This is a genomic window from Pigmentiphaga kullae (genome assembly GCF_004216695.1).
GTDB lineage: Bacteria > Pseudomonadota > Gammaproteobacteria > Burkholderiales > Burkholderiaceae_B > Pigmentiphaga > Pigmentiphaga kullae.
In genome coordinates, this window is sequence record NZ_SGXC01000003.1 from 492,963 (window position 1) to 514,594 (window position 21,632).

Consider the following 21,632-nt stretch of genomic DNA (forward strand, 5'->3'; position numbering starts at 1 on the left):
TCCGCCAGTGCCGCCCCCTGGGGGGCGCGCGAAGCGCGTAGGGGGGAGCCCCATGTCTTCCGCTATCTCTACCGTTCGTCCGAAGCCCGACCAGGTCCTGGTCGACATCGTCGACTACGTCCTGAAAAAACGCATCACCAGCAAGCTGGCCTACGAGACCGCCCGCAACTGCCTGATCGACACCCTGGGCTGCGGCCTGGAGGCGCTGGAATACCCGGCCTGCACCAAGCTGCTCGGACCCATCGTTCCCGGCACCGTCGTGCCCAACGGCGCCAAGGTGCCCGGCACCCAGTTCCAGCTCGATCCCGTGCAGGCGGCCTTCAACATCGGCACCATCATCCGCTGGCTGGACTTCAACGACACCTGGCTGGCCGCCGAATGGGGCCATCCCTCGGACAACCTGGGCGGCATCCTGGCCACGGCCGACTGGCTGTCGCGCCAGGCCGTTGCCGCGGGCAAGAAACCGCTGACCATGCGCGACGTCCTGACCGCCATGATCAAGGCCCACGAAATCCAGGGCTGCATCGCGCTGGAGAACTCCTTCAACCGCGTCGGCCTGGACCACGTGGTGCTGGTCAAGGTCGCCTCCACCGCCGTGGTCGGCCAGATGATGGGCCTGACCCGCGATGAACTGATCAACGCCGTGTCGCTGGCCTGGGTCGACGGCCAGAGCCTGCGCACCTATCGCCACGCGCCCAACACCGGCTCGCGCAAGAGCTGGGCCGCCGGCGACGCCACCAGCCGCGCCGTGCGCCTGGCGCTGATCGCCCGCACCGGCGAAATGGGCTATCCCTCGGTGCTGAGCGCCAAGACCTGGGGCTTCTACGACGTCCTGTTCAAGGGCCAGCCCTTCAAGTTCCAGCGCCCCTACGGCAGCTACGTGATGGAGAACGTGCTGTTCAAGATCTCCTTCCCGGCCGAGTTCCACTCGCAGACCGCCGTCGAATGCGCGATGGACATCCACAAGCAGTTGCAGAAGCAGGGCCGCAGCGCGGACGACATCAAGAAGATCACCATCCGCACCCACGAAGCCTGCATCCGCATCATCGACAAGAAGGGCCCGCTGGACAACCCCGCCGACCGCGACCACTGCATCCAGTACATGGTGGCCGTGCCCATCCTGTTCGGCCGGCTGACCGCCGGCGACTACGAGGACGAGATCGCCAGGGACCCGCGCATCGACCAGTTGCGCGACAAGATCGTCTGCGTCGAAGATCCCGCCTTCACCAAGGACTACCACGACCCCGAGAAGCGCTCCATCGCCAACGCGCTGACCGTGGAATTCAAGGACGGCAAGAAGCTCAAGGAAATCGTCTGCGAATACCCCATCGGCCACAAGCGCCGCCGCAAGGACGGCATCCCGCTGCTGGAAGCCAAGTTCCGGACCAACCTGGCCCGCCGCTTCCCGACCAAGCAGCAGGACACCATCCTGGGCGTGTCGCTGGACCAGCAGGTGCTGGAGGCCATGCCGGTGCATGAGTACGTGGATCTGTACGTGATCTGACCGGGGCCGGGCCCGGGGGCGCGAGTCGGTGTAGAATTGCGCCCTCGGGCCTCTAGCTCATGCCTGGTTAGAGCAGCGGACTCATAATCCGTTGGTGCTGGGTTCGACTCCCAGGGGGCCCACCAAAGAATTACTCAGGTATCAAGCATTTAGCGCCACCGTGATAGGTGGCGTTTCTTTTTGCGCGATGCCGCTTGACCAAAATTCGACATTTTCCGCGTGCGCGGCGAGGTGCGAAGTGGCAGGTGCGCGTACTTCTGCACCATCTCGATCCATTCCCAGCCGCCCAGCTCTTTGAGCACCATGAGCGGCGTGCCGCGCTGAACGTGCCAACTCGCCCAGGTGTGCCGCAGGTCGTGAATGTGGAAGTCCTCGAACCTGGTCGGGCTGGCCGGGGATGGAGCCCCGGGCCATGCAAGCGATTACCGAGGTGCTGGATGCGGCCGGGCTGCTCGGATCGATTGGCCCGAAGTGATGTCGAAACCTGATATCCGGCACGATTATGGCGAACTCCAGGGAGGTGAAGGCTTATGCCGAAGCTTAAGAAAGGGCTCATCATGCCCACCCCAGAAGAGGATGCGGCGATCAACGCCGGCATCGCCGCGGACCCTGACGCCTACGAGCTGGGCGCACAGGAGTTCAAGCAACTGCGGAAAGTTGGGCGCCCGCGCGCGGCCCAAGCGAAAGTCCAGCTCACTGTCCGCTACGACCAGGAGGTCGTGGACGCGTTCAAATCCAGCGGGCCAGGTTGGCAGTCTAGGATGAATGACGCGCTGCGGGACTGGCTCCGGGATCACCGGGCACGGGACCTTGTGCAAAAGACGTAAAAAAACGTGGCATTTTTCGCCAAGCTCGCAAGCGTTGCGGCCAGACAAAGCCCGCCTGTCTCACGACGGCGGGCTTTTTCTTTTCAGGTAAAAAAGACCCGCCATTACTGACAGGCCCCCAACGCTACTTCGGTGCCATCAGGAGCCGTCAAAAATCCGTCCATCTTTCATAGGTCTTGGAGCCATCGACGTTCCTGTACCGTGCGCGTTCCCGAGTGGCGGCGAGGATTCCCGCACATCCAGCAGCTACATGGCGTTGGGGTATCGATGACCTTGCTCCGCTCAGCTTCTCCGGTCAGTTTGTGACCCCACCAATAGGCCCGCTTTCGCAGCAGCCTGGCGCGAGCGGCGCGCCGTTCCGCTTTTCCTGACATGGTTTTCCTCGCACATTTTCATACGTTGAATGTGCGAAAGCCCGCTCAGGGCGGGCTATGCCAGATACCGTGCCACCAGCGCATTGGCATGCCCGTGACCCAGTTGATGTTCCGACTTCAAATGCGCCACCAGCTCCATGTACTTGAGCGGACCGGCCTTCTTGAGCTTATAGGGCCGATTCCGCGTCCTGGCTCCTGTAGTCTCGCGCCAACCACCCCGCGGCCAGCTCATCCGCGCTCAGCGCAGGCGAAAAATAAAACCCCTGTCCCAAGGTAAACCCGATCTCCCGCAACTGGTTGCGCTGGGCCTCGGTTTCGATGCCTTCGGCCACCATCTCCAGATGCATCGCGCACCCCAGTCCGTAGATCGCCCGGCAGACGATTTCCGCGTCATTGCTGGTGCCCAGGTCGTCGATGACGCTCTTGTCGATCTTGATGCAGTCGAAGGGCAGGGATTTCAGGTGGCCGATGTTCGAGGCGCCGCTGCCGAAATCGTCCAGGGACAGCGGGAAGCCCAGGGCCTTGATGCGATTGAGTACGTTGATGGACAGGCTCGGATCCGTCATCACGGAAGATTCCGTCAGCTCGAATTCGATCTGCGACGGGCTCAGGCCGTGGCCCAGCACGCAGCGCAATGCCCGCTCGGGAAATTCGCTGTCGAGCAGCTGTTTGGCGGACAGGTTGACGGACGTTACCGGCGGAGTGAAGCCATGCCGGCGCCACGCGACGAGTTGGCGACAGGTTTCCTGGAGCACCCATTCCCCCAGCGGGACGATCAGGCCCGAGGTTTCTGCCACGGGAATGAATTCGTCGGGAGCCACCTTGCCGAGGGCGGGTGAATGCCAGCGGCATAGGGCCTCGACGCCGTGGAGCTTGCCGGTGTCCAGGTGGACCTTGGGCTGGTATTGCAGGAGGAATTCGTTGCCGGTCTCGACCGCGCGCCGCAGTTCCACCTCCAGTTTCATGGGGCGGACGGCTTGTACGACGGTGTTTTCGTCGTAGACCTGCAGCCGGTTTTCTCCCAGCGTGATGGAGCGCGCCAGGGCCTGGTTGCCGTGCGCGATGAGGGTTTCGAGGGCATCGTGGTCGCCCGAGGACGAGCTGATGCCGATGTTCAGGCTCAGGTGCAGGTCGCGGCCATGGGAGTGGAAGGGGCGGCGAAAGGCGGCGAAGACGTCGTCGACCAGCGCGACGGTCTCGTCCAGGGGATCGGCCATGACGAACAGGCCGAAGGTGCCGTCGTCGAAGCGCGCCAGGGTGGGGTTCTTCACCACGGCCTCGAGCCGGCGGGCCGCCTCGGTCAGCAGGGACTCGGACAGGCGCGGTCCCAGCGTCACGCTGACGTTGCGCAGCCTGCGGATGGATATCAGCAGCACGACGATCTTGTCGTCGGAGCCGGCGAGTTTTCGAAGCGCGGCATCCAGTTCGAGCCAGAAGCCGGCCCGGTTCAGGAGGCCGGAGGCGCGATCCCGGACCAGCAGCGTCCTGACCAGGTCCTGCTGTTCGTTGAGTTTGCGGCCCAGGTTGGTCTTCTGCTGAATGAGGATGAGCATGCCTCCCGCGATCATGGTCACGCAGAACTGGGAAAGCGGCATGACGATCAGCAGCGATCCGTGCACCTGGGCCAGCCACAGCGCGGCGATCTGGTTCAGCGAGGCCCAGGCGCCCATCGTGGCGAGGGCGCGCGCCGAGACCGCGCCGGACTCGGGCACCAGGCCGCGCCAGCGCGCCAGGAAGACGATGCCCAGGAAGATGGTGGCCAGGACGGCCACGCCTATGGGCGCCACGGGGCCGCCTATCCAGAAGCGGGTGACGGCGCCGATGGCCAGGGCGACGACCGCGGGCAGGGGGCCGCCGAACAGGTAGGCCAGCACCAGGATGGCGCCCCGCATGTCGGCGATGGTGTGCTGTCCGTGGTGGACCGAGGACATCATGGCCAGCCACATCGCGGCGCCGAACAGCACCGACATGTGGAGATTCCCCTGCCTGCCGCCGGGCAGCCACGCCCTGAGCGCGACATAGACCGAAGTCAGCGCGATCGGAGTCAAGGCGGACAAAAGGAGGGGGAACAGGGTGTTCATACGTTCCCGCGCGGAAGGTGCGACTCCTCACCCCCGGCGCGGCGGATTACGGTCTGGCTTCAAAAGTGTAATCGCATGATCGATCCTTGACGTGGTGGAAGGGTATTGTCAGGAACCCTTATCTTGGTCCTCCCTGGATGCCGGTTTCCTTTCTCCATACATCGTCCCGGGACATGCTGGGGTTGGCCGGCCGCCGGTCGTAGTACGGAATCAGGGGCACATACAGGCCGTAAAGGCGGCGCAGCTCGCCGATGGGTTCGTCGTGTTCGTCCACCCGCAGGTCCACCCAGGCATAGGATTTCCTGTTGTGCACCAGCAGCGCGGCGGAGTGCTGGCCGGCCACCTGGCCGCCGGCGTCGCGCGCCGCTTCCAGCACGCGCACCAGGCGGTCGGCCAGTTCCAGATCGGTGTGCCGCTCGAAGGCCTCGGACATGGCGGTAAGCGTGCGTTCGCTGGTCAGGCGGTTGCCCAGCACGACATAGTCCTGTTTGGCGATGTGCCCTTTCCAGTCCTCGTTGTCCTTGCCGGTCACGGCGGCGGTCCGGCCGTCCTTGTCGATGACGGCGATCTGCCGCCAGGCGATGTTGTCTTCCCCGTCGCTTTCGATGATGTCGTTCAGCACCTTGCGGGCGGAATAACCCTGTTCCAGCAGCGACAGGCCCAGCGGCCCCAGGCGGGGGTCGCCGTTGGCCTGTACGACCAGCCCCCCTGTGCCGGGCCGCAGGAACGGGCACTTGGCGCCGATGGCCATGGGACGCGTGGCGATGGCGATGCCGAACATGCCCGTGCGCGGGCAGCGGGCGATCACGGAAAACGTCATGGATACCTCCTTGGGGCGGGGTGGTGGCTAGTCGACCTTGACGTTGGCCGCCTTGATGATGGCGGCCCACTTGGGGATCTCGGCGCGCAGGTAGGCATCGAACTGTCCGGGGCCGGCGCCGATGATCTCGGCGCCGAAGCCGTCCATGCGCGTCTTGATGTCGGGCGAGGCAAGCGCCGCGGCGATGTCCTTGTGCAGCCGTTCGACGATGGGCCTGGGCGTGCCGGCCGGCGCGAAGATGCCGAACCAGACGGCCACGTCGTAGCCGGGCAGGCCCGCCTCGGCCACCGTGGGCAGGTCGGGCAGCGACGCCGACCGCTTGGTGCCCGCCACCGCCAGCGCGCGCAGGCGGCCGGCCTGGATGTGGGGCAGCAGGGCGGGCGGGTTCTCGAAGGCCATCTGCACCTGGCCGGACAAGAGATCGTTCAGCGCCGGGCCCGTGCCCTTGTAGGGAACGTGGACGATGTCGACGTGGGCCAGGTATTTGAAAAGTTCGCCGAACAGGTGCTGCGAGGAACCGTTGCCGGTGGACGAGAAGTTCAGCTGTCGGAGATGGGCCTTGGCGTAGTCGATCAGCTCGGGCACCGACCGGATCGGCAGCGAGGGGTGGACCACGAGGATGTTGGGCACCACGGCCGCCAGCGTGACGGGGGCGAAGTCGCGCATGGGGTCGTAGGGCAGGCGGGGATACAGGCCGGGCGCGATGGAGTGGGTGGGCGAGCTGCCCATGACCAGGGTGTAGCCGTCGGCCGGCGCCTTGGCCACGTAGTCCGAGCCTATGGTGCCGGCCGCGCCGGGGCGGTTTTCCACGACCACGGGCTGGCCCAGCGATTCGGTCAGCTTCTGCGCCAGCGCCCGGCAGAAGATGTCGTTGGCGCCGCCGGGCGCCCAGGGGCTGACCAGTTTGACCGGGCGCGCCGGATAGTCCTGCGCGGCCGCCTGGCTGCTTGCTATGGCTACCCCCAGCAACAGGTAGCGTGACCACTTCGACAACTTGCCGTTCCATCTGCTCGAGCGCATGGCGTGTCCTTGGAAAGACGACGAGGAATCAGTTGCCGGCTCCCGCCTTGGGGTAGAGGGTGGCCGTGTATCGGTAGCGTTCGGGGTGATAGACCGCATCGACGATCTCCACCGGCCGGTTCTGCGCGTCGTAGTAGATGCGGGTGGCGCGCAGCACCGGCGTGTTCCGTGGGATGCCCAGGCGGGCGGCGATCTCGCTGGTGGCCGCCAGGGGTTCGACGAGCTGGTCGGCGTGGTCGATGCGGACGTTCAGCCGGGTCTGGAGGTATTTGACCGGCGGCAGCGGGCCGGCCACTTCGGCGGCGCCTATGCCGTCGGCCACATGGTCGGCGAAGTAGAAATGAGCGTAGTCCAGCGGTTCGCCAGGCGCCACGTGATTGACCGCGCGCACGCATTTCCATTTCTGCGTGCCCAGGCCGAACAGTTCGCGCAGCCTGGCCGGCAGGGGCATCCAGGCCTCGTCCACGACGCTGACCTGGTTGCGCGGCAGGACCTCGTCGATCACGCCGACCAGGGTGACGTCCTTGGTGGCCCGGCGCGGATCGTTGACGAAGGTGCCGACGCCGCGGCGGCGGACGATCAGGTGGCGGGCCAGCAGTTCCTCGACAGCCTTGCGGACGGTGATGCGGCTGACGCCGAACTCGCGGCACAGGCTGTCTTCCGGCGGCAGGGCGTCTCCGGGGGCGAGCTGGCCGCTGGCGATGCGCTGGATGAGGTGCTCGGCCACCTGCCGGTACAGCGGTGCGCCGCCTTCGGCAAGCAGCGGATTGGGAAGGTTCATGCGTAGGTCATGCCGTCATGATGTGTAGTGATCATGACGGCATGACATCATGATGTCAAGGGCGGGCCATCGTCCCGGTCCGTTCCATGGCCGGCAGTAAGCGCCGCCGCCGCAGGTTCACCGCCAGCACCATCAGCGCCAATCCCATCGCGAACGCGATCGCCAGGGTCGGCCCGATGCGGTCGGATTGCGCCAGGCCGATGCCCGCCAGCGTGGCGCCGAGCGACTGGCCGCCCACGCGGGCGATGGCCTGCATGCCGCCGGCCGCGCCGACCCGGTCGCGCGGCGGGCTGGACAGCATGTCGTGCGTGTTCGGCGCCTGGAACAGGCCGACGGCGATGCCGCCCAGCGCCAGGCCCGGCGCCAGCAGCAGGAAGAGGTGGTCCGGGGCCAGCAGTATCCACGACAGGCCGGCCACCATGACGATGGCGGCCGTGGCGCACAGCGTGGCCGCGCCGAAGCGCGCGAGCAGGCGGCTGGCGAAGAAGGTGGTGACGGTGGCGCCGATGGGCCATGCGGTCAGCAGCAGCGCCGCCTGCGGCAGGGTCAGGCCCCGGTCGCCGTGGAAATGGAAGGGCAGCGCGATCAGGCTGGCCATCTGCGTCGCGAACATCAGCAGGGACGTGAAGATGGACAGGCGGAAGCGGACGATGGCGAACAGGTCCAGCGGCAGCAGGGGGCGGGAGCGGCGGGCATCCCGGCGTATCCAGGCCTGCCAGGCGGCCGCCGCCGCGAGCAGGACGGCCAGGCCCGTGGCGGGGTGGGCGCCCAGCCGGTCCAGGCCGATGACGGTCAGGCTCAGGGCCGCGACGTTCAGGGCCATGCTGGGCAGGTCGAGCCGGGTCGGGCGGCGAGGCGTCGCGGGCAGGGCGAAGGCGCAGAACCAGGCGAGGGTGCCGGCGGGCAGGGCGATCGAGAACAGCCAGCGCCAATGCGCGACGGCGAGGATGGCGGACGACAGGGCGGGGCCCGCGGCGGCGGCCAGCGTCACGGCCATGGTGTTGATGCCCAGGCCGGTGGCGAAGAGGCGTGCGGGGTAGGCGGCGCGCAGCAGCGCCGCGGCACTGCTCATGATGCATCCCGAGCCCAGGCCCTGGACGATGCGGGCCGACACCAGCGTCCGGGCATCGGGCGCGAAGGCACAGGCCAGCGCGCTGAGCGTGAACAGCAGCAGTCCCAGCCGGAAGACGCGGGCATAGCCCACGCGTTCTCCCGCCGCGGCAAGCGGCAGCAGGCTGGCCACGATGGTGAGCTGGTAGGCGTTGAGCAGCCAGACGGATGCCGCGGGAGACATGCCGGTCTCGGCGGAGATCAAGGGCAGCGCGACGTTGAGCATGCTGCCGTCCAGCACGCTCAGGATGGCGGCAAGGGTGATGGCGCCGACCGCCACGGCGCGCCGCGGCATGCGCAGGCCGTCGTCCGCCGGCGCGGGGAAGGAGGGGGAGTCTGGTGCGGACACGCGGATGAGGCCTCGTGCGGCGCCCGGGGCCGGGCATCGCGGCAAACGACATGGGGAGCCCGCATGATGCACGCGGCGCAGGTCGCGGCGAACGAAGGATTGCGCATGACCTTATCCGCTTCCGGGCATGCCGGGCCGGTGCGAAAAACGCATGTCGATAGTCGATCTTATTTGTTCGCTTCAACGGACAAGCTGACTAAGCTTGCCGGTCTTCGCAACGACGACAGACAGATTCATGGAAGTCCAGGCCCTGACGCCGACCGTAGGCGTGCGCATTACCGATTTCAAGGCGTCCGAGGCGACGCCGTCCGACGTCGAACGGCTGAAATCCCTCATCGCCGAGCATTGCGTGATCCATCTGCCCGGCCAGTTCCTGGACGCCGGCGGCCTGGAGGATTTCGCCGGACGCTTCGGCGAACATTGGCTGGGTTCCTTCCTCAAGCCCATCGACGGGCATCGCCATGCGATTCCCATCAAGAACAACGGCAAGGCGCTCGCCATTTCCGAGCGCTGGCACGCCGACAGCACCTACGATCAGTTTCCTCCATACCTGTCGTTCCTGACGGCGATCGATCTGCCGCCGCTCGGGGGCGACACGATGTGGTGCAACCAGTACCTGGTCTACGAGTACTTGCCGGAGGGCGTGAAACGGCTCATCAAGCGGATCCGCGCGGTGCACTACAACCGCGGACAGGTCAAGGTGCGCACCGGCGCGAGCCGCGACGACCTGCCCGGCTTCGCGCATCCGCTGGTGATCCGGCATCCGGTCAGCGGCCGGCCGGTGTTCTACCTGAGCGCCCATGCCGAGCACCTGGAAGGGATAGGCAGGGAAGAGAGCGCGCTGCTGCTGGACTGGCTGCGCCGCTACAACGGCCAGCCGGCGTTCAGCTACCGGCACCGGTGGTCGGCGGGCGACGCGATCATCTGGGACAACCGCTGTACGACGCACTACGCCGTGCATGACTACGGCGACTATCCGCGCTACCTGAACCGCGTGACCATCGCCGGTTCCCAGCCCGAAGCCTATTTCGACATCGACTAGATCCCCATCCGGGATGCATCAGAGGTTCTTCACATGAATACCAACATCGCACGGCGCCGGCTGCTTGCCGCCGCCACGGCCGGCGTCGCGGCCGGCGCGCTGCCCCTGCCCGGCCTGGCGCAGGACTATCCGTCCAAGCCCGTCACGCTGGTCATCCCCTACCAGGGCGGCATCACCGAACAATTGGGACGGCTGTACGCCACCGAACTCGAGAAGGTATTGGGCAAGTCCGTCATCGTCGAGGTCAAGCCGGGCGCGGGCGGGGTGATCGGCGGCAAGTACGCGGCGCGCGCGCCGGCCGACGGCTATACGCTGGTCGTGACGTCCGGCCTGACGCAAGAGACCGCGCAGGGGCGGTTCGATACCTTCGCCGAACTGGAGGCGATCACCGCCATCACGTCGCAAGCCTTCCTGCTCTATGTCAAGCCCGACAGTCCGATCACGACGCTCAAGGACTACGTCGAGTACGCCAAGCGCCATCCCGGCAAGCTGTCCTACGGCAGCGTGGGGCCCAACACCTCGGCCCACATCATCGGCCAGACGCTGGAGAAGAGCGCCGGCATCAAGCTGGTCCACGTGCCCTACAAGGGCGGCGGCGCGCAGGCCCTGGCCGTGATGTCGGGTGAACTGGCCTCTGGCTATCTCACGTCGGCCTTCATCAAGCCTTATGTCGAAGGCAAGACCCTGCGGCCCATCGCGATCGTGTCGGACCAGCGCAGCGAGATCTATCCCGACGTGCCGACCATCGTCGAGGCCGGCTATCCCGATCTCGCGCCGGTCGGTTCGTCGTGGTTCGGCATCTTCGCGCCCAAGGGTCTGCCCGCGCCGGTCAAGGATGCGCTGGTCAAGGCGGCCGGCACCATCCACGATGCCGGTCCGGTGGCCGCCTTCGTGCGCAACTCCGGCGGAGTCCTGTTGACCGCCGGCCCGGCCTACGCGACGAAGAAGACCCAGGAGGACATCGACTTCTGGAAAACCTTCTACCGGACGCACGGCACGAAGTGAGTGCGCGGACGTGAACGGGGACCCCGCACCGGATCGCAGCTTCACCGAGGATCGCGCCGAGCGCGCGCGCCGGACGCTGCCCGCCGAACTTTGGGCCTATCTGTCGGGAGGCGCGGAGACCGGCGCGGCATTGCGCCGCAATCGCGACGCGTTGGATGCCGTGGCGCTGGTTCCCCGCGTGCTGGTGGATGTGACGGACATCGCGTGCTCGGCCTCTTTGCTGGGCCGCGAACTGTTGCTGCCGGTCATGTTGGCGCCGGTGGGGTCGCTCCACCTGGTGCATGAGCAGGGCGCGGCGGGCGCACAGCGGGCGGCCGAGTCGGCGGGCATCGCCTATGCGCTCGGCTCGGCCCTGCCCGACGCGGGTGCGCTGCGGGTGCCGCCGCGGGCCTGCGGTTTGTTCCAGCTTTACGTGGACGGCAACCAGGACTGGCTGGACGAGCAATGCGCGGCCGCCGTCGACCGGGGGTACTCGGGCCTGATCGTCACGGTGGACGCGCCGGTGTTCCCGGTCCGCCCCGCCGATGTGGAAACCGGTAATCATGCCGCGCTGCGCAGCGTACGCGACACCAGCGCGCATCGCCGCTCCTTCGATTGGACCGCGCTGCGGCGACTGATCGCCGCCCATCCCGGCATTCCGTTCTTCATCAAGGGCATCCAGGATCCCGACGATGCCGTTCGCGCCCGCGACCTGGGCGTGGCGGGCGTCTATGTCTCGAACCACGGGGGCCGGCAGTTCGACCAGGGCGCCGGTACGCTGGCCCTGCTCGGCCCGATCGCGCGGGCGCTGGACGGCAGCGCGACGCTGGTCGTGGACGGGGGCTTCGAGACCGGCAACGACGTGCTCAAGGCGCTGGCGCTGGGAGCGGACGTGGTGGCCCTGGGGCGCGCCTGTCTGTACGCCTATGCCCTGGACGGCGAAACCGGCCTGGCGGCCTATCTGTCCGCGCTGCGGCGGCAGATCCTCACCAATATGGCCCTGCTGGGCACGCCCACGCTGGCGGACCTGCGGGGCCTGAGGGTCCTCAAGCGCTGACGCGGCCGGGCGGCGCGCGGCGATCCAGCCATCACCTTTCAAGGCAGTCGAGTGGAAAGAGTCTATGCAGCGGTGTTTCTGGTCCTCGTGGGGGCGGGGGCCGTTCATTTGTCGATCGGCTACGGCATCGGCGATTCGCTGGAGCCGGGGTCGGGCTACTTCCCGATGATCCTGGGCGTGCTGCTGGCGGTCCTGGGCACGGCCATCGCCGTGCGCGAGTTCCGGGGGCGGCGGGAGGCGGCCGCCATCGGCCGGTGGCCGGTGCGGCCGCTGGCCTGCATCATCGGCGGCCTGGTCGTGTTCGCGGTGCTGCTGGGGGGCGGCGGGTCATCGGGATTCCGGGGCGCCGGGCTGGTGCCCGCCATGTTCGTGCTCGTGTTCATCACGGGGCTTGCCAATCAGCAACTGTCGTTCCGGGAGAATCTGCTGCTCTCGGCGCTGCTGACCGCGATCTCGCTGGTGATTTTCGTCGCTTTGTTCGGCCTGGCCATCCCGCTGTGGCCGTGGTCGTACTGAACCGGACTATCCATGGACCTGCTGCACAACATCGCCACCGGTTTTTCGCTGGCCCTTTCCGCCTCCAATCTGATGTACGCGTTGGTAGGGTGCCTGCTGGGCACGCTGGTGGGCGTGCTGCCGGGGCTGGGGCCCGTGGCCACCGTCGCCATGCTGCTGCCGGCCACCTACGCGCTCGATCCGATTCCCGGACTCATCATGATGGCGGGCATCTACTACGGCGCGCAGTACGGCGGTTCGACCACCGCCATCCTGATCAAGCTTCCCGGCGAGTCGTCGTCGCTGGTCACGACGCTGGACGGCTACGAGATGACGCGCCAGGGCAAGGCCGGAACGGCGCTGGCGCTGGCGGCCGTCGGATCGTTCTTTGCCGGCTGCGTGGGCACGTTGATCCTGGCGGCTTTCTCGCCGCAACTGGCCAAAGTGGCCTTCCACTTCGGGGCGCCCGAATATTTTGCGCTCATGTGCCTGGGCCTGATCGGCGCCATCGCGCTGTCTTCGGGCGACATGCTCAAGGCCCTGGCGATGACGGTGCTGGGCCTGCTGTTCGGCATGGTGGGCAGCGACGTCACCTCGGGCGAGACCCGCTTCACGTTCGGCTTGCTGGATCTCGAGGATGGACTGGAGTTCGCCATCGTCGCGATGGCCTGGTTCGGCTTCGGCGAAATCATCTGGAACCTGCACAATGCCGATCCCTCCCGGCATGTCGCGCCGCAGCGGGTTTCCCGGCTCAGGATCTCTCGGGAGGACATGAAGGCCGCCATGCCCGCCATTTTCCGCGGATCGGCCATCGGCACGCTGTTCGGCGTGCTGCCCGGCGGCGGCGCGGTGCTGGCGTCCTTCGCGTCCTACACGGTCGAGAAAAAACTCGGCCCCAAGCCGGGCGAACCCGATTTCGGCAAGGGCAACCTGCGCGGGCTGGCGGGGCCGGAGTCCGCCAACAACGCCGGGGCGCAGACGAATTTCATTCCCATGCTGACGCTGGGCATTCCGTCTGGCCCCGTCATGGCGCTGATGATCGCCGCCCTGTCCATTCATGACATCCAGGCCGGGCCGCAGATACTCACCCGCAACGCCGACCTGTTCTGGGCGCTGGTGGCGTCGATGTGGATCGGCAATTTCATGCTGCTGATCCTGAACTACCCGCTGATCGGCATCTGGATACGGCTGCTGACGGTGCCGTACAAATGGCTGTTTCCCGCCATCGTGCTGTTCTGCACGATAGGCGTCTATTGCATCTCGAACAGCGCGTTCGCGGTCCTGTTGCTGGCCTTCTTCATTTTCTTCGGCTATGCCGCGCGCAGGCTGCAGTTCGAGGGTGCGCCGCTCATGCTGGGTTTCATCCTGGGCGGCGACATGGAAGAATACCTGCGCAGGTCGTTGACGCTGTCGGGCGGCGACTGGTCGGTGTTCGTCCAGCGCCCGCTGTCGGCGACGTTCCTGGCCATCTGCGCGGGCACGCTTGCGCTGATGAGCCTGTCGTTCATCAAGGCCAGGCGGCGGCAGGTCTTCGTCGAGGCCGAGGCATAGATTCTCTGGATACTTTTTCATCATGAACAAGGTTTGCATCTTCGGCGCCGGGGCGGTGGGCGGATACATGGCGGCTCATCTCGCCCGGGCGGGCGTCGACGTGTCGGTCGTCGCCCGCGGCGAGCACCTGGCGGCCATACGCCGCGACGGCCTGAGGCTCATCGGCCACGACGGCGAGTTCACCGTGCGCGTGGCGGCCAGCGACCGTCCCGCCGACCTGGGGCCGCAGGATCTGGTCATCTCCACGCTCAAGGCCCACGGTCTGCCGCCGGCCGCGTCATCGATGCGGGCCCTGCTGGGACCCGATACGCCCGTGGTCTTCGCGGTGAACGGCATTCCGTGGTGGTACCTGGCGAACCTGCGCGGCGGTGCTCCCTCCGCGTCCAGGCTCGATCCCGACGGCACGCTGGCGCGCGAACTGGGCCTGGCGCGGACGCTGGGCTGCGTGATCCGTTCGCCCAACGAGGTCGTCGCGCCCGGCGTGGTGCGCAACAATTCGCGCGCCAGCAGTTTCGTGGTGGGCGAGCCCGGCGGCGCGCTGTCGCCGCGGCTGGAGCAGGTGGTGGCGCTGATGCGGCGCGGGCTGCCGGGCGCGGCGGCCACCGGGGACATCGGCCGGGAGATCTGGGGCAAGCTCCTGCTCAACGTTCCCAGTTCGCTGCTGTCCAGCCTGACCCACTCGCCATCGTCGGCCCTGTTTGCGGATCCCGCCACGCGCGAACTGTATGCCCGCCTGGCCCGGGAGGCGTGCGCGGTGGCGGCCCGCCATGGCGTCGCCATGGCGTTCGACCTGGAGGGGCAGGTGGCGGCCACGGGATCGAACCCGCATCCGCCCTCCATGTTGCAGGACCTGCTGGCCGGACGTCCGCTGGAGTTGGACGCCCAGCTATTCGCGGTCCAGGACCTGGCCCGGTCGGCCGGCGTGGACACGCCCATGCTGGACGTGATGCTGGCCCTGCTGGCGCACCGCGCGCACGCGCGGTCACCCGCCGCGCACGGATGACGAAGGCCTCAACGCCCGGCGGCCGCCAGCGGTTCGGTCCGGCGCAGCAGTTCGCGTGCCTGGGCGAGCGGCGCCGGATCGATCCAGTCGTCCACGGAAAAATCGTGGCGGATGAATCCGTGGCGATGGAGAAAATCCTTGCGGATCGACAGTGCCTCGATCAGGTCCGGGGCCAGGCTGGGTTCGAGGTTTTCATACAGGCTGGCGTCGAACGCCGCCGGCACCCACTCCTCGACCACGGACACTTCGCGCGCGATGATGCCGGCCGCTTCGGCGCGGTGCTCGCGCGCCCACTGCGCGGCGCGCAGGACCTGGGCGAGGTAGCGCGCCACCAGGTCAGGACGGGTGCGTACCAGTTCGCCGCTGACCGACAGCACGTTGGGCGTGCCGTTGTTGATGGCGACCCGCCGGTCGGCGTGGTGGCCGATGTCGACCACGATGTCGGCGCCGAGGAATTCGCGCAGGGCGGGACCGTGCGCGCCGTAGACGTACAGGGCATCGGCCTGGCCGCGGATCAGCGCCAAGGCCTCGGCCCGCGACTGGCTGGCGGTCTGGCGCGCGTCGAACAGCGGGCCGGACGATGAGGCGGCCTGGTCGCCTATGTACGGCGCCTCGACCGGCAGATCGATGAAACTGACATCGTCGGCGCCCAGGCCCGCCGCGGCCAGAGACTGCAGATAGCCTTGCAGCGCCGAGGCGCGCCAGAAATCGATCTTTTCATTCACCCGCCGCGGCAGCGCCAGGCGCTTGCCCTTCAGGTCGCGGACATCGCGGATGCCGGCGCCGGGCAGGGCCAGGATGGCCTGGTACTGGGGCAGCCAGGTCAGGCCGACGACCACGACGTCCTGGCCTTCCGAGCGCGACCAGATGGGTGGCGCGTTGCCGCCCTGGCGGAAGGAGTTGGCCTGGCGGTGGTTGAAATGCGATTCGCGCACGGCCCGGCTGGGCGAGGCGCGCAGCGACGAGACGGCGATGCCGTCCGGCGCGAATTCGGCATCGATCCAGCCGTGGTGGATGGCGATGCCCGAGGCGCTGGGCACCGGGCAGCGGGTGTACCACAGGCGGTCGATACGGGAGATGTCCGGGCTGGGCATGTTCTTGCTCCTGTCGGCGGTGCGTTACTCGACGCGGATGTCGTGAGCCCGGATGACCTTGCCCCAGTTGACGATTCCGTCGTCGATCACCTTGCGCAGCGCATCGGGAGAGCCGCCGGCCGGATCGAAGGCCTGGGCCTGCAATTGCCTGCGGATCTCTGGTTCCCGCAGGACGGCATTGAAGGCGCGGTTGAGCCGGTCGATGATCTCGGGGCTGGTGCCTGCCGGCGCCACGAAACCCTGCCACGAGTCGAAGACGAAATCGGGCAGGCCCTGTTCGGCGAAGGTGGGCACGTCGGGCAGGGCGGCCGAACGCCTGGCGGTGGAGACGGCCAGCGCGCGTAGCCGGCCTTCGCGGATGAAGGGCAGGGCGGGCGCGATGGTGACGATGATGCCGTCGGCGTGGGCGCCCAGCACGTCGGTCAGCGCGGGCTGGGCGCTGCGGTAGACCACCGGCTTGACTTCGATGGCGGCCTGGCTTTGCAGCAGCACGCCCAACTGGCCGGTGGTGCCGATGGCGGGCGAGGCAAGCGAATACTTGCCTGGCGCGGCCTTCGCCAGTTTCAGGAATTCCTGCACGCTACGCGCGGGTACGGCCGGGTTCACCGCGAAGACCTGGGGCGAAGAGATGGCGTGGACGATGGGCGCGAAACTGGTGCGCGCATCGAACGGCAGTTTGGTGAACAGCGACTGGTTGATCGAGATGATGTCGGTGGCCAACAGCAGCGTGTAGCCGTCCGGCGCGGCGCGCGCCACGTGTTGCGAGGCGATGTTGCCCGCGCCGCCGGGCCGGTTCTCGATGGTGATGGGCTGGCCCAGTTGCGCGGCCAGGGACGGCGCGAGCAGGCGCGCGAGAATGTCGGGACTACCGCCCGGCGCCGCCGGGACGACGATCTGTATGGGTTTCGAGGGATAGGTTTGCGCGTGTCCGGCTGCCGGCGCGATCAGGCCGGCGAACGGGACGAGCAGCGGGATGAGCCGCGGGAGATGCATGATGAAGAAAAGCGTGGCGTGGGAAGGGCGCCACTATAGGCATGCACCCCCTGGGCGGGGAACCAATGAATTCGAGTTAGCTTATCTGTTTTCCGGCCGGCCGTAGAGCCGCCCCGCCAGTTCCGCCACCTTGGCGATGACCTGGTCCTTGACCTCGTCCGATACCCGCGTGCTGGCGACGTAGACCGACATCAGGATCGCGGGCCGTGCGGGCGGCCAGGCGAGCCCGATGTCGTTGGCGCCCACCTTGGAGTAGGTGCCGGTCTTCTCGCCGATGCGCCAGCCGGCCGGTATGCCCGCGCGCAGCCGCTTGTCGCCCGTCGTATTGCCGACCAGCCATGCCTGCAGCCGTTCGCGCGACGCGGGCGACAGGGCCTCGCCCACCGTCAACCTGCCCAGCGTGCGCGTGATGGCGTGGGGCGTGGTGGTGTCGAGCATGCCGGTGGCATGGGGCACGTTCAGCTCGGGTTCGTAGCGGTCGCAGCGCGTGACGCCGTCGCCCAGGCCCCGGATGAAACGCGTCAGCGCCTCCGGGCCGCCGAAGCTGCGCAGGATGAGATTGGCGGCGGTGTTGTCGCTGGTGGTCATGGTGGCATGGCAGAGTTCGGCCAGGGTCATGCCGCGATCGCCCACGTGTTTCCCGGTCACGGGCGACCAATTGACCAGGTCCTGCCGGGTGTAGCGGATCCGCCGGTCCAGCGAATCTTCGCCCCGGTCATGCCGGGCCAGCACGAATCCGGCGGCCAGCAGCTTGAAGGTGCTGAGCATCTGGAAGCGTTCGTCGGCGCGGCGGCCCAGTTCCTCGCCGGAGGCGGTATCGACGATGCACACGCCCAGCCGCCCGTCGATCAGCCGCTCCAGGCGCGCCAGCTCGTCCAGGGCGGCGTTGCGCGCCGCGACCGGCAGGGTGCCCGCCGGCTGGCCGGCCCAGGCGCCGCGTGCGCCGCAGGCGAGGCTGGAAAGGACGAGGGCATGGAACGAGCGGCGTGTGGTCAAGGACGTTTCCTCCTAGGCAGGGAATGGCTGCCCGCGCGGCACGCGGGGCCGTATTCTAGCCCCGGCGGCGAGCCGGCCCGGGGCGTTAAGCTATTCGACAACCCGGATTCGTAATATGACGGTACTTCCCGCGATAGGCCCGCCATGCCCCAGACCTTGCCGCCCGTTTCCGCCGACAGTGGTTCCCCGCCTCCTTCCGTGCTCCAGATCTTCCTTGCCTTCACCAAGATCGGCTTGACCAGCTTCGGCGGCGGGCTGAGCGGCTGGATGCTGCGGGAGTTCGTGCAGCGCCGGAACTGGCTGTCGGAGGCCGAGTTCCTGAGCGGCCTCGCGCTGGCCCAGGCCTTTCCGGGCGTCAACGTGGTCAACCTGGCGATCTGGGTGGGTTTCCGGCTGCGGGGCGGCGTGGGCGCGCTGGCCGGCGCGCTGGGGCTGGTGGTGCCCGCCATGGTGCTGGCGCTGGTCGTGGTGGCCGCGTTCGCGACGATGGCGAAGTCCGACTCGGTGCACCTGGCGCTGGCCGGCGTGGCGGCCGCGGCCGTGGGGCTGTCGCTGCAGACGGGGCTGCGGGCGGCGCGCCGGGCCGCGCGGGGCGTGCCCGCCCTGGCCGTGATGGTCGTCACCTTCGTGGCGATCTTCCTCCTGAGGCTGCCCCTGCTGTGGGTGGTCGGCGCGATGGCGCCGCTGTCCATCGGGCTGGCCTATCTGCGCCTGCGCGCGGGCGGGCAGGCATGAGGTTCGCGCAACTGCTGGAAGTGGTCCTGGTCTTCGCGCCGCTGTCCTTCCTGACGGTGGGCGGCGGGCAGAGCATCGTGGCCGACATCCACCGCCAGTCGGTGGACGTCTATGGTTGGGTGACGAATCCGCAGTTCATGGACCTGTATGCCCTGTCGCGCATCATTCCCGGTCCCGGCGCGCTGCTGGTGACGCTGGTGGGCTGGCAGGCGGCGGGGCTGGCGGGCGCGCTGGTGGCGTCGGCCGCGATCTTCATTCCGAGTTCGCTGCTGGTGTACGCCCTGGCGCATCTGTGGACCCGGTTCAAGGGCACGCGGTGCATACGCGCGATCGAGGCGGGCCTGGTGCCGGTGGCGGCGGGCATGGTTCTGGCTGCTTCGTGCACCGTGCTGCGCGCCGCCGAGGGCGGCGCCTGGGCCTGGGGCGTGGCGGCCGCCTCGACGCTGACGCTGATGTACACGAGGCTCAGTCCGTTCCTGATGCTGGGAATAGGTGCCCTGGTGTTCCTGGTGGCGCTGGGTTGACATGGATGAAGGCGGCGGATGCCGCCAACAAGGAGTCGAAGGTGGAAGACTGGACGTTGCAGGCAAGAGGCTGGGTCAATGAACGCAATTTCGAGATCGATACTTCGCCGGGCGAGGACGGCTATCGGTTCCAGGTGCGGGTGCTGGGTTTTCCGCTGATGCGGGACAGCGAAGTCTTCGCTTCCGCGGAGCAAGCCCGGGCGGGGGCGGTGGCGTTCCTGGAACGGCAGTTCCAGGCCCCGGTCGAGCTGGAATGAATCAGCCCGGATAAGCCCGCCGGACCGAGCGGATGAAGCCGCGCACGGCGTCGTCGTAGGCGGCGCCGCTGCGGCTGGCACCGGAGTGCGAGGCGCCTTCCAGCCAGACCAGTCGCTTGTGCGGCGATTGCCGTGCCGCCGCCAGCAGCGCGTCGCTCATGGCGGGCGGGACGACCCGGTCCCCGGTCCCGTGCAGCAGCAGGAGCGGCGTGCGCAGCTTGCCGATGGCGTCGCGCGAATCGAAGGGCTGCGTGACCAGCAGGCCGAAGCCGGGAATGCCGGCCCAGCGCGTGGTGGCGATCATGTCGCGGATACTGGTGAAGGTCGCTTCGACGATCAGGCCGGCCACCGGTATCGGCGGGTCGAGGCGGGCCATCAGGTCGATCGCGATGGCGCCGCCCAGGCTGTGGCCGTAGACGAAACGGCGGGCGGGATCGGGCTGGAGCCGGGCCAGTTCGCGCAGGGCTGCCTGGGCGTCCTGCCTGACGCTCGCCTGGGACGGCAGGCGGGGCGACGAGGCACCGAAGCCGCGATAGTCGATGGCGAGCATCGAATAGCCCAGCCCCGCCCAATGCTCCATGCGGAACGCGCTGCCGTTCAGGTTCCAGCGCGAGCCGTGCAGATACAGCACCGTGGGGGCGCCGGGATCCGGATGCCGCCAGTACCAGGCGCGCAGGGTGTCGCCGCCGGGCAGGGGCAGGTCATAGACCTGGGTGCCGGCCGGCGGGTCGCGCCACCACGAGCGTTCGCCCAGTTCGACCGAGAAGATCATGCCGCGCTGCCAGCGGTCGAGCGCGACATAGCCCGCGCTGGCAAGCGCGAGCACGCAGGCGAGGGCGGCAAGGCGGCGGATCCACATGCTCATTCCGAGCGCCGGACCCGCCGGAGGTTCCCGCATCGGGCGGGCAAGCCGGTCAATCGGCCTGGATGCCGAATTCCTTGACGACCTTGCCGAAGAACGCGTATTCGTCGGCGGTCAGCTTGCCCAGGGCCTCGGGCGTGCTGGCCTTGGCGAAGGCGCCGAAGACGCGCATCTTGGCCACCACGTCGGGCATTTTCAGGATTTCGGCCATGTGCCCGTTCAGCGTGCGCACGACCTCGGCCGGCGTGCCCTTGGGCGCGTACAGGCCCTGCCAGGCGGCGATGTCGATGTTCTTGTATCCCAGTTCGGCCATCGACGGCGCGTCCGGGGCGAGCGGGGTGCGTTCGGCCGCGCCGTTGGCCAGGATGTGGATCTTGCCCGACGCAAGGTAGGGCTCGACCGGGCCGTAGGTCATCCAGCTCAGCGCCACGTGTCCGCCCAGCAGGTCGTTGACGGCGGGCGCCACGCCCTTGTAGGGGACGTGGGTGATCTTGACGCCGGCGGCCTGGTTGAAGAGTTCGCCCAGGATGTGCATGGGCGAGCCCGAGCCGGGGCTGGCGTAGGTCAGGGCCTTGCCCGCCTTGGCGTCCTTCAGGACCTGGGCGACCGAGGTGTAGCCCGAGGCCTGGCCGGCCACCAGCAGCAGGGGCTGGGAGGCGGTCTGGGTGATGGGCGAGAAGTCGCGGGCGGGGTTGTAGGTGTCGGCCGAATTGGTCCTGACCACGTGGGTGGCCATCGAGAAGGTGCTGGGAGCCAGCAGCAGCGTGTAGCCGTCCGGCTTGGCGCGCGCGACGTAGTTGCTGCCGATGATGCCGCTCGCGCCGGCGCGGTTCTCGACGATCACGGGCTGGCCCAGGCGCTGCGTCAGCTTTTCGCCGAACAGGCGGGCCATGGCGTCGGTGTCGCCGCCGGCGCCGTAGGCGACGACGATGGTGATGGGCTTGGCCGGATAGTCGGCCGCCATCGCGGAAAAGGGCGTGGAGAGCGCGCCGGCGGTCGCCAGCGCGGCAGACAGCGCGAGCGTGGCGCGCCTGCCGGATTGGAGTTGCTTGAACATCATGATGACCATCTGCGTAGAAAGGAGAGTGGCCGACAGGCGGGGACGGGGCTCGTGGCCCAGCCGGGGGACCGGCCGGCGGCGCATGCGCGTGCATGCGTGGCGAGGTTATACCG

21 protein-coding genes, 1 tRNA gene and 2 pseudogenes are annotated in these 21,632 nt (G+C 68.0%); 12 read left to right on the forward strand and 12 right to left on the reverse strand.

Features of this window, described 5'->3' with window-relative positions:
- Nucleotides 1-52 precede the first annotated feature (52 nt).
- Both EV675_RS25090 and EV675_RS25095 read left to right on the forward strand, forming a co-directional pair.
- The gene (locus tag EV675_RS25090; protein WP_130361115.1) at nt 53-1,504 is read left to right on the forward strand and encodes a bifunctional 2-methylcitrate dehydratase/aconitate hydratase; all 1,452 of its coding nucleotides are present in this window, start codon (nt 53-55) and stop codon (nt 1,502-1,504) included.
- Nucleotides 1,505-1,550: 46 nt separating this feature from the next.
- Nucleotides 1,551-1,629 (forward strand) — tRNA-Ile (locus EV675_RS25095).
- Between the two features lie 16 nt (nt 1,630-1,645).
- Here the strand turns inward: EV675_RS25095 and EV675_RS25100 are convergent.
- Nucleotides 1,646-1,875 (reverse strand): annotated as a pseudogene (locus tag EV675_RS25100) (tyrosine-type recombinase/integrase); the annotation flags it as partial.
- 159 nt (nt 1,876-2,034) lie between these two features.
- Here EV675_RS25100 and EV675_RS25105 point away from each other — a divergent pair.
- Entirely contained in the window at nt 2,035-2,331 is a 297-nt protein-coding gene (locus EV675_RS25105) for a BrnA antitoxin family protein (RefSeq protein ID WP_165404766.1), read from the forward strand.
- Between the two features lie 429 nt (nt 2,332-2,760).
- Here EV675_RS25105 and EV675_RS30110 read toward each other — a convergent pair.
- From EV675_RS30110 to EV675_RS25135, 6 genes and pseudogenes are all read right to left on the reverse strand, one after another.
- Nucleotides 2,761-2,871 (reverse strand): annotated as a pseudogene (locus EV675_RS30110) (DUF4287 domain-containing protein); the annotation flags it as partial.
- Between the two features lies 1 nt (nt 2,872).
- The gene (locus tag EV675_RS25115) at nt 2,873-4,786 is read right to left on the reverse strand and encodes a putative bifunctional diguanylate cyclase/phosphodiesterase (RefSeq protein WP_130361119.1); all 1,914 of its coding nucleotides are present in this window, start codon (nt 4,784-4,786) and stop codon (nt 2,873-2,875) included.
- A gap of 118 nt (nt 4,787-4,904) precedes the next feature.
- On the reverse strand, nt 4,905-5,606 hold the full coding sequence (locus EV675_RS25120; RefSeq protein WP_130361121.1) for a DUF1028 domain-containing protein: 702 nt from the start codon (nt 5,604-5,606) through the stop codon (nt 4,905-4,907).
- Between the two features lie 27 nt (nt 5,607-5,633).
- The gene (locus EV675_RS25125) at nt 5,634-6,626 is read right to left on the reverse strand and encodes a Bug family tripartite tricarboxylate transporter substrate binding protein (RefSeq protein WP_130361123.1); all 993 of its coding nucleotides are present in this window, start codon (nt 6,624-6,626) and stop codon (nt 5,634-5,636) included.
- Nucleotides 6,627-6,654: 28 nt separating this feature from the next.
- Complete coding sequence (locus EV675_RS25130) at nt 6,655-7,407, reverse strand: GntR family transcriptional regulator (protein ID WP_130361125.1); 753 nt, start codon at nt 7,405-7,407, stop codon at nt 6,655-6,657.
- A gap of 55 nt (nt 7,408-7,462) precedes the next feature.
- Nucleotides 7,463-8,866 (reverse strand): MFS transporter, encoded by a 1,404-nt coding sequence (locus EV675_RS25135; RefSeq protein WP_130361127.1) that lies wholly within the window; start codon nt 8,864-8,866, stop codon nt 7,463-7,465.
- Between the two features lie 235 nt (nt 8,867-9,101).
- On the opposite strand from EV675_RS25135, the gene EV675_RS25140 reads away from it, so the two are divergent.
- From EV675_RS25140 to EV675_RS25165, 6 genes are read left to right on the forward strand one after another with little or no spacing between them, the layout of a single operon-like run.
- Entirely contained in the window at nt 9,102-9,908 is an 807-nt protein-coding gene (locus EV675_RS25140; protein ID WP_087840833.1) for a TauD/TfdA dioxygenase family protein, read from the forward strand.
- A gap of 33 nt (nt 9,909-9,941) precedes the next feature.
- Nucleotides 9,942-10,913: a Bug family tripartite tricarboxylate transporter substrate binding protein gene (locus EV675_RS25145; protein ID WP_087840832.1), complete on the forward strand. Its 972-nt coding sequence runs from the start codon at nt 9,942-9,944 to the stop codon at nt 10,911-10,913.
- A gap of 10 nt (nt 10,914-10,923) precedes the next feature.
- Nucleotides 10,924-11,949, forward strand: a complete 1,026-nt coding sequence (locus EV675_RS25150; RefSeq protein WP_130361129.1) for an alpha-hydroxy acid oxidase — start codon at nt 10,924-10,926, stop codon at nt 11,947-11,949.
- Nucleotides 11,950-12,000: 51 nt separating this feature from the next.
- Nucleotides 12,001-12,465: a tripartite tricarboxylate transporter TctB family protein gene (locus tag EV675_RS25155; protein ID WP_165404767.1), complete on the forward strand. Its 465-nt coding sequence runs from the start codon at nt 12,001-12,003 to the stop codon at nt 12,463-12,465.
- Nucleotides 12,466-12,477: 12 nt separating this feature from the next.
- Complete coding sequence (locus EV675_RS25160) at nt 12,478-13,995, forward strand: tripartite tricarboxylate transporter permease (RefSeq protein WP_130361133.1); 1,518 nt, start codon at nt 12,478-12,480, stop codon at nt 13,993-13,995.
- Nucleotides 13,996-14,017: 22 nt separating this feature from the next.
- A complete protein-coding gene (locus tag EV675_RS25165) occupies nt 14,018-14,998 on the forward strand; it encodes a ketopantoate reductase family protein (RefSeq protein WP_087840828.1) in 981 nt (326 codons plus the stop codon).
- An 8-nt stretch (nt 14,999-15,006) separates the two neighbouring features.
- On the opposite strand, the gene EV675_RS25170 is transcribed toward EV675_RS25165, so the two are convergent.
- From EV675_RS25170 to bla, 3 genes are all read right to left on the reverse strand, one after another.
- Complete coding sequence (locus EV675_RS25170; RefSeq protein ID WP_087840827.1) at nt 15,007-16,092, reverse strand: ABC transporter substrate-binding protein; 1,086 nt, start codon at nt 16,090-16,092, stop codon at nt 15,007-15,009.
- Nucleotides 16,093-16,116: 24 nt separating this feature from the next.
- The gene (locus tag EV675_RS25175) at nt 16,117-17,085 is read right to left on the reverse strand and encodes a Bug family tripartite tricarboxylate transporter substrate binding protein (RefSeq protein WP_130361135.1); all 969 of its coding nucleotides are present in this window, start codon (nt 17,083-17,085) and stop codon (nt 16,117-16,119) included.
- A gap of 81 nt (nt 17,086-17,166) precedes the next feature.
- The gene (gene bla / locus EV675_RS25180; RefSeq protein WP_242621592.1) at nt 17,167-18,081 is read right to left on the reverse strand and encodes a class A beta-lactamase; all 915 of its coding nucleotides are present in this window, start codon (nt 18,079-18,081) and stop codon (nt 17,167-17,169) included.
- Nucleotides 18,082-18,225: 144 nt separating this feature from the next.
- Between bla and EV675_RS25185 the strand changes: the two genes are divergently transcribed.
- From EV675_RS25185 to EV675_RS25195, 3 genes are read left to right on the forward strand one after another with little or no spacing between them, the layout of a single operon-like run.
- Nucleotides 18,226-18,816: a chromate transporter gene (locus EV675_RS25185; protein WP_130361137.1), complete on the forward strand. Its 591-nt coding sequence runs from the start codon at nt 18,226-18,228 to the stop codon at nt 18,814-18,816.
- Nucleotides 18,813-19,340 carry a chromate transporter gene (locus EV675_RS25190; RefSeq protein ID WP_130361139.1) on the forward strand — a complete coding sequence of 176 codons (528 nt, stop codon included), beginning with the start codon at nt 18,813-18,815 and terminating at the stop codon, nt 19,338-19,340. The genes EV675_RS25185 and EV675_RS25190 overlap by 4 nt, the downstream gene beginning before the upstream one ends.
- Nucleotides 19,337-19,597, forward strand: coding sequence for a hypothetical protein (locus EV675_RS25195; RefSeq protein ID WP_130361141.1), 261 nt, complete (start codon nt 19,337-19,339; stop codon nt 19,595-19,597). The genes EV675_RS25190 and EV675_RS25195 overlap by 4 nt, the downstream gene beginning before the upstream one ends.
- Nucleotide 19,598: 1 nt before the next feature.
- On the opposite strand, the gene EV675_RS25200 is transcribed toward EV675_RS25195, so the two are convergent.
- Together EV675_RS25200 and EV675_RS25205 are read right to left on the reverse strand one after the other, a co-directional pair.
- On the reverse strand, nt 19,599-20,462 hold the full coding sequence (locus EV675_RS25200) for an alpha/beta hydrolase (protein ID WP_130361143.1): 864 nt from the start codon (nt 20,460-20,462) through the stop codon (nt 19,599-19,601).
- 49 nt (nt 20,463-20,511) lie between these two features.
- Nucleotides 20,512-21,519 carry a Bug family tripartite tricarboxylate transporter substrate binding protein gene (locus tag EV675_RS25205; protein ID WP_242621593.1) on the reverse strand — a complete coding sequence of 336 codons (1,008 nt, stop codon included), beginning with the start codon at nt 21,517-21,519 and terminating at the stop codon, nt 20,512-20,514.
- Between the last annotated feature and the right edge of the window lie 113 nt (nt 21,520-21,632).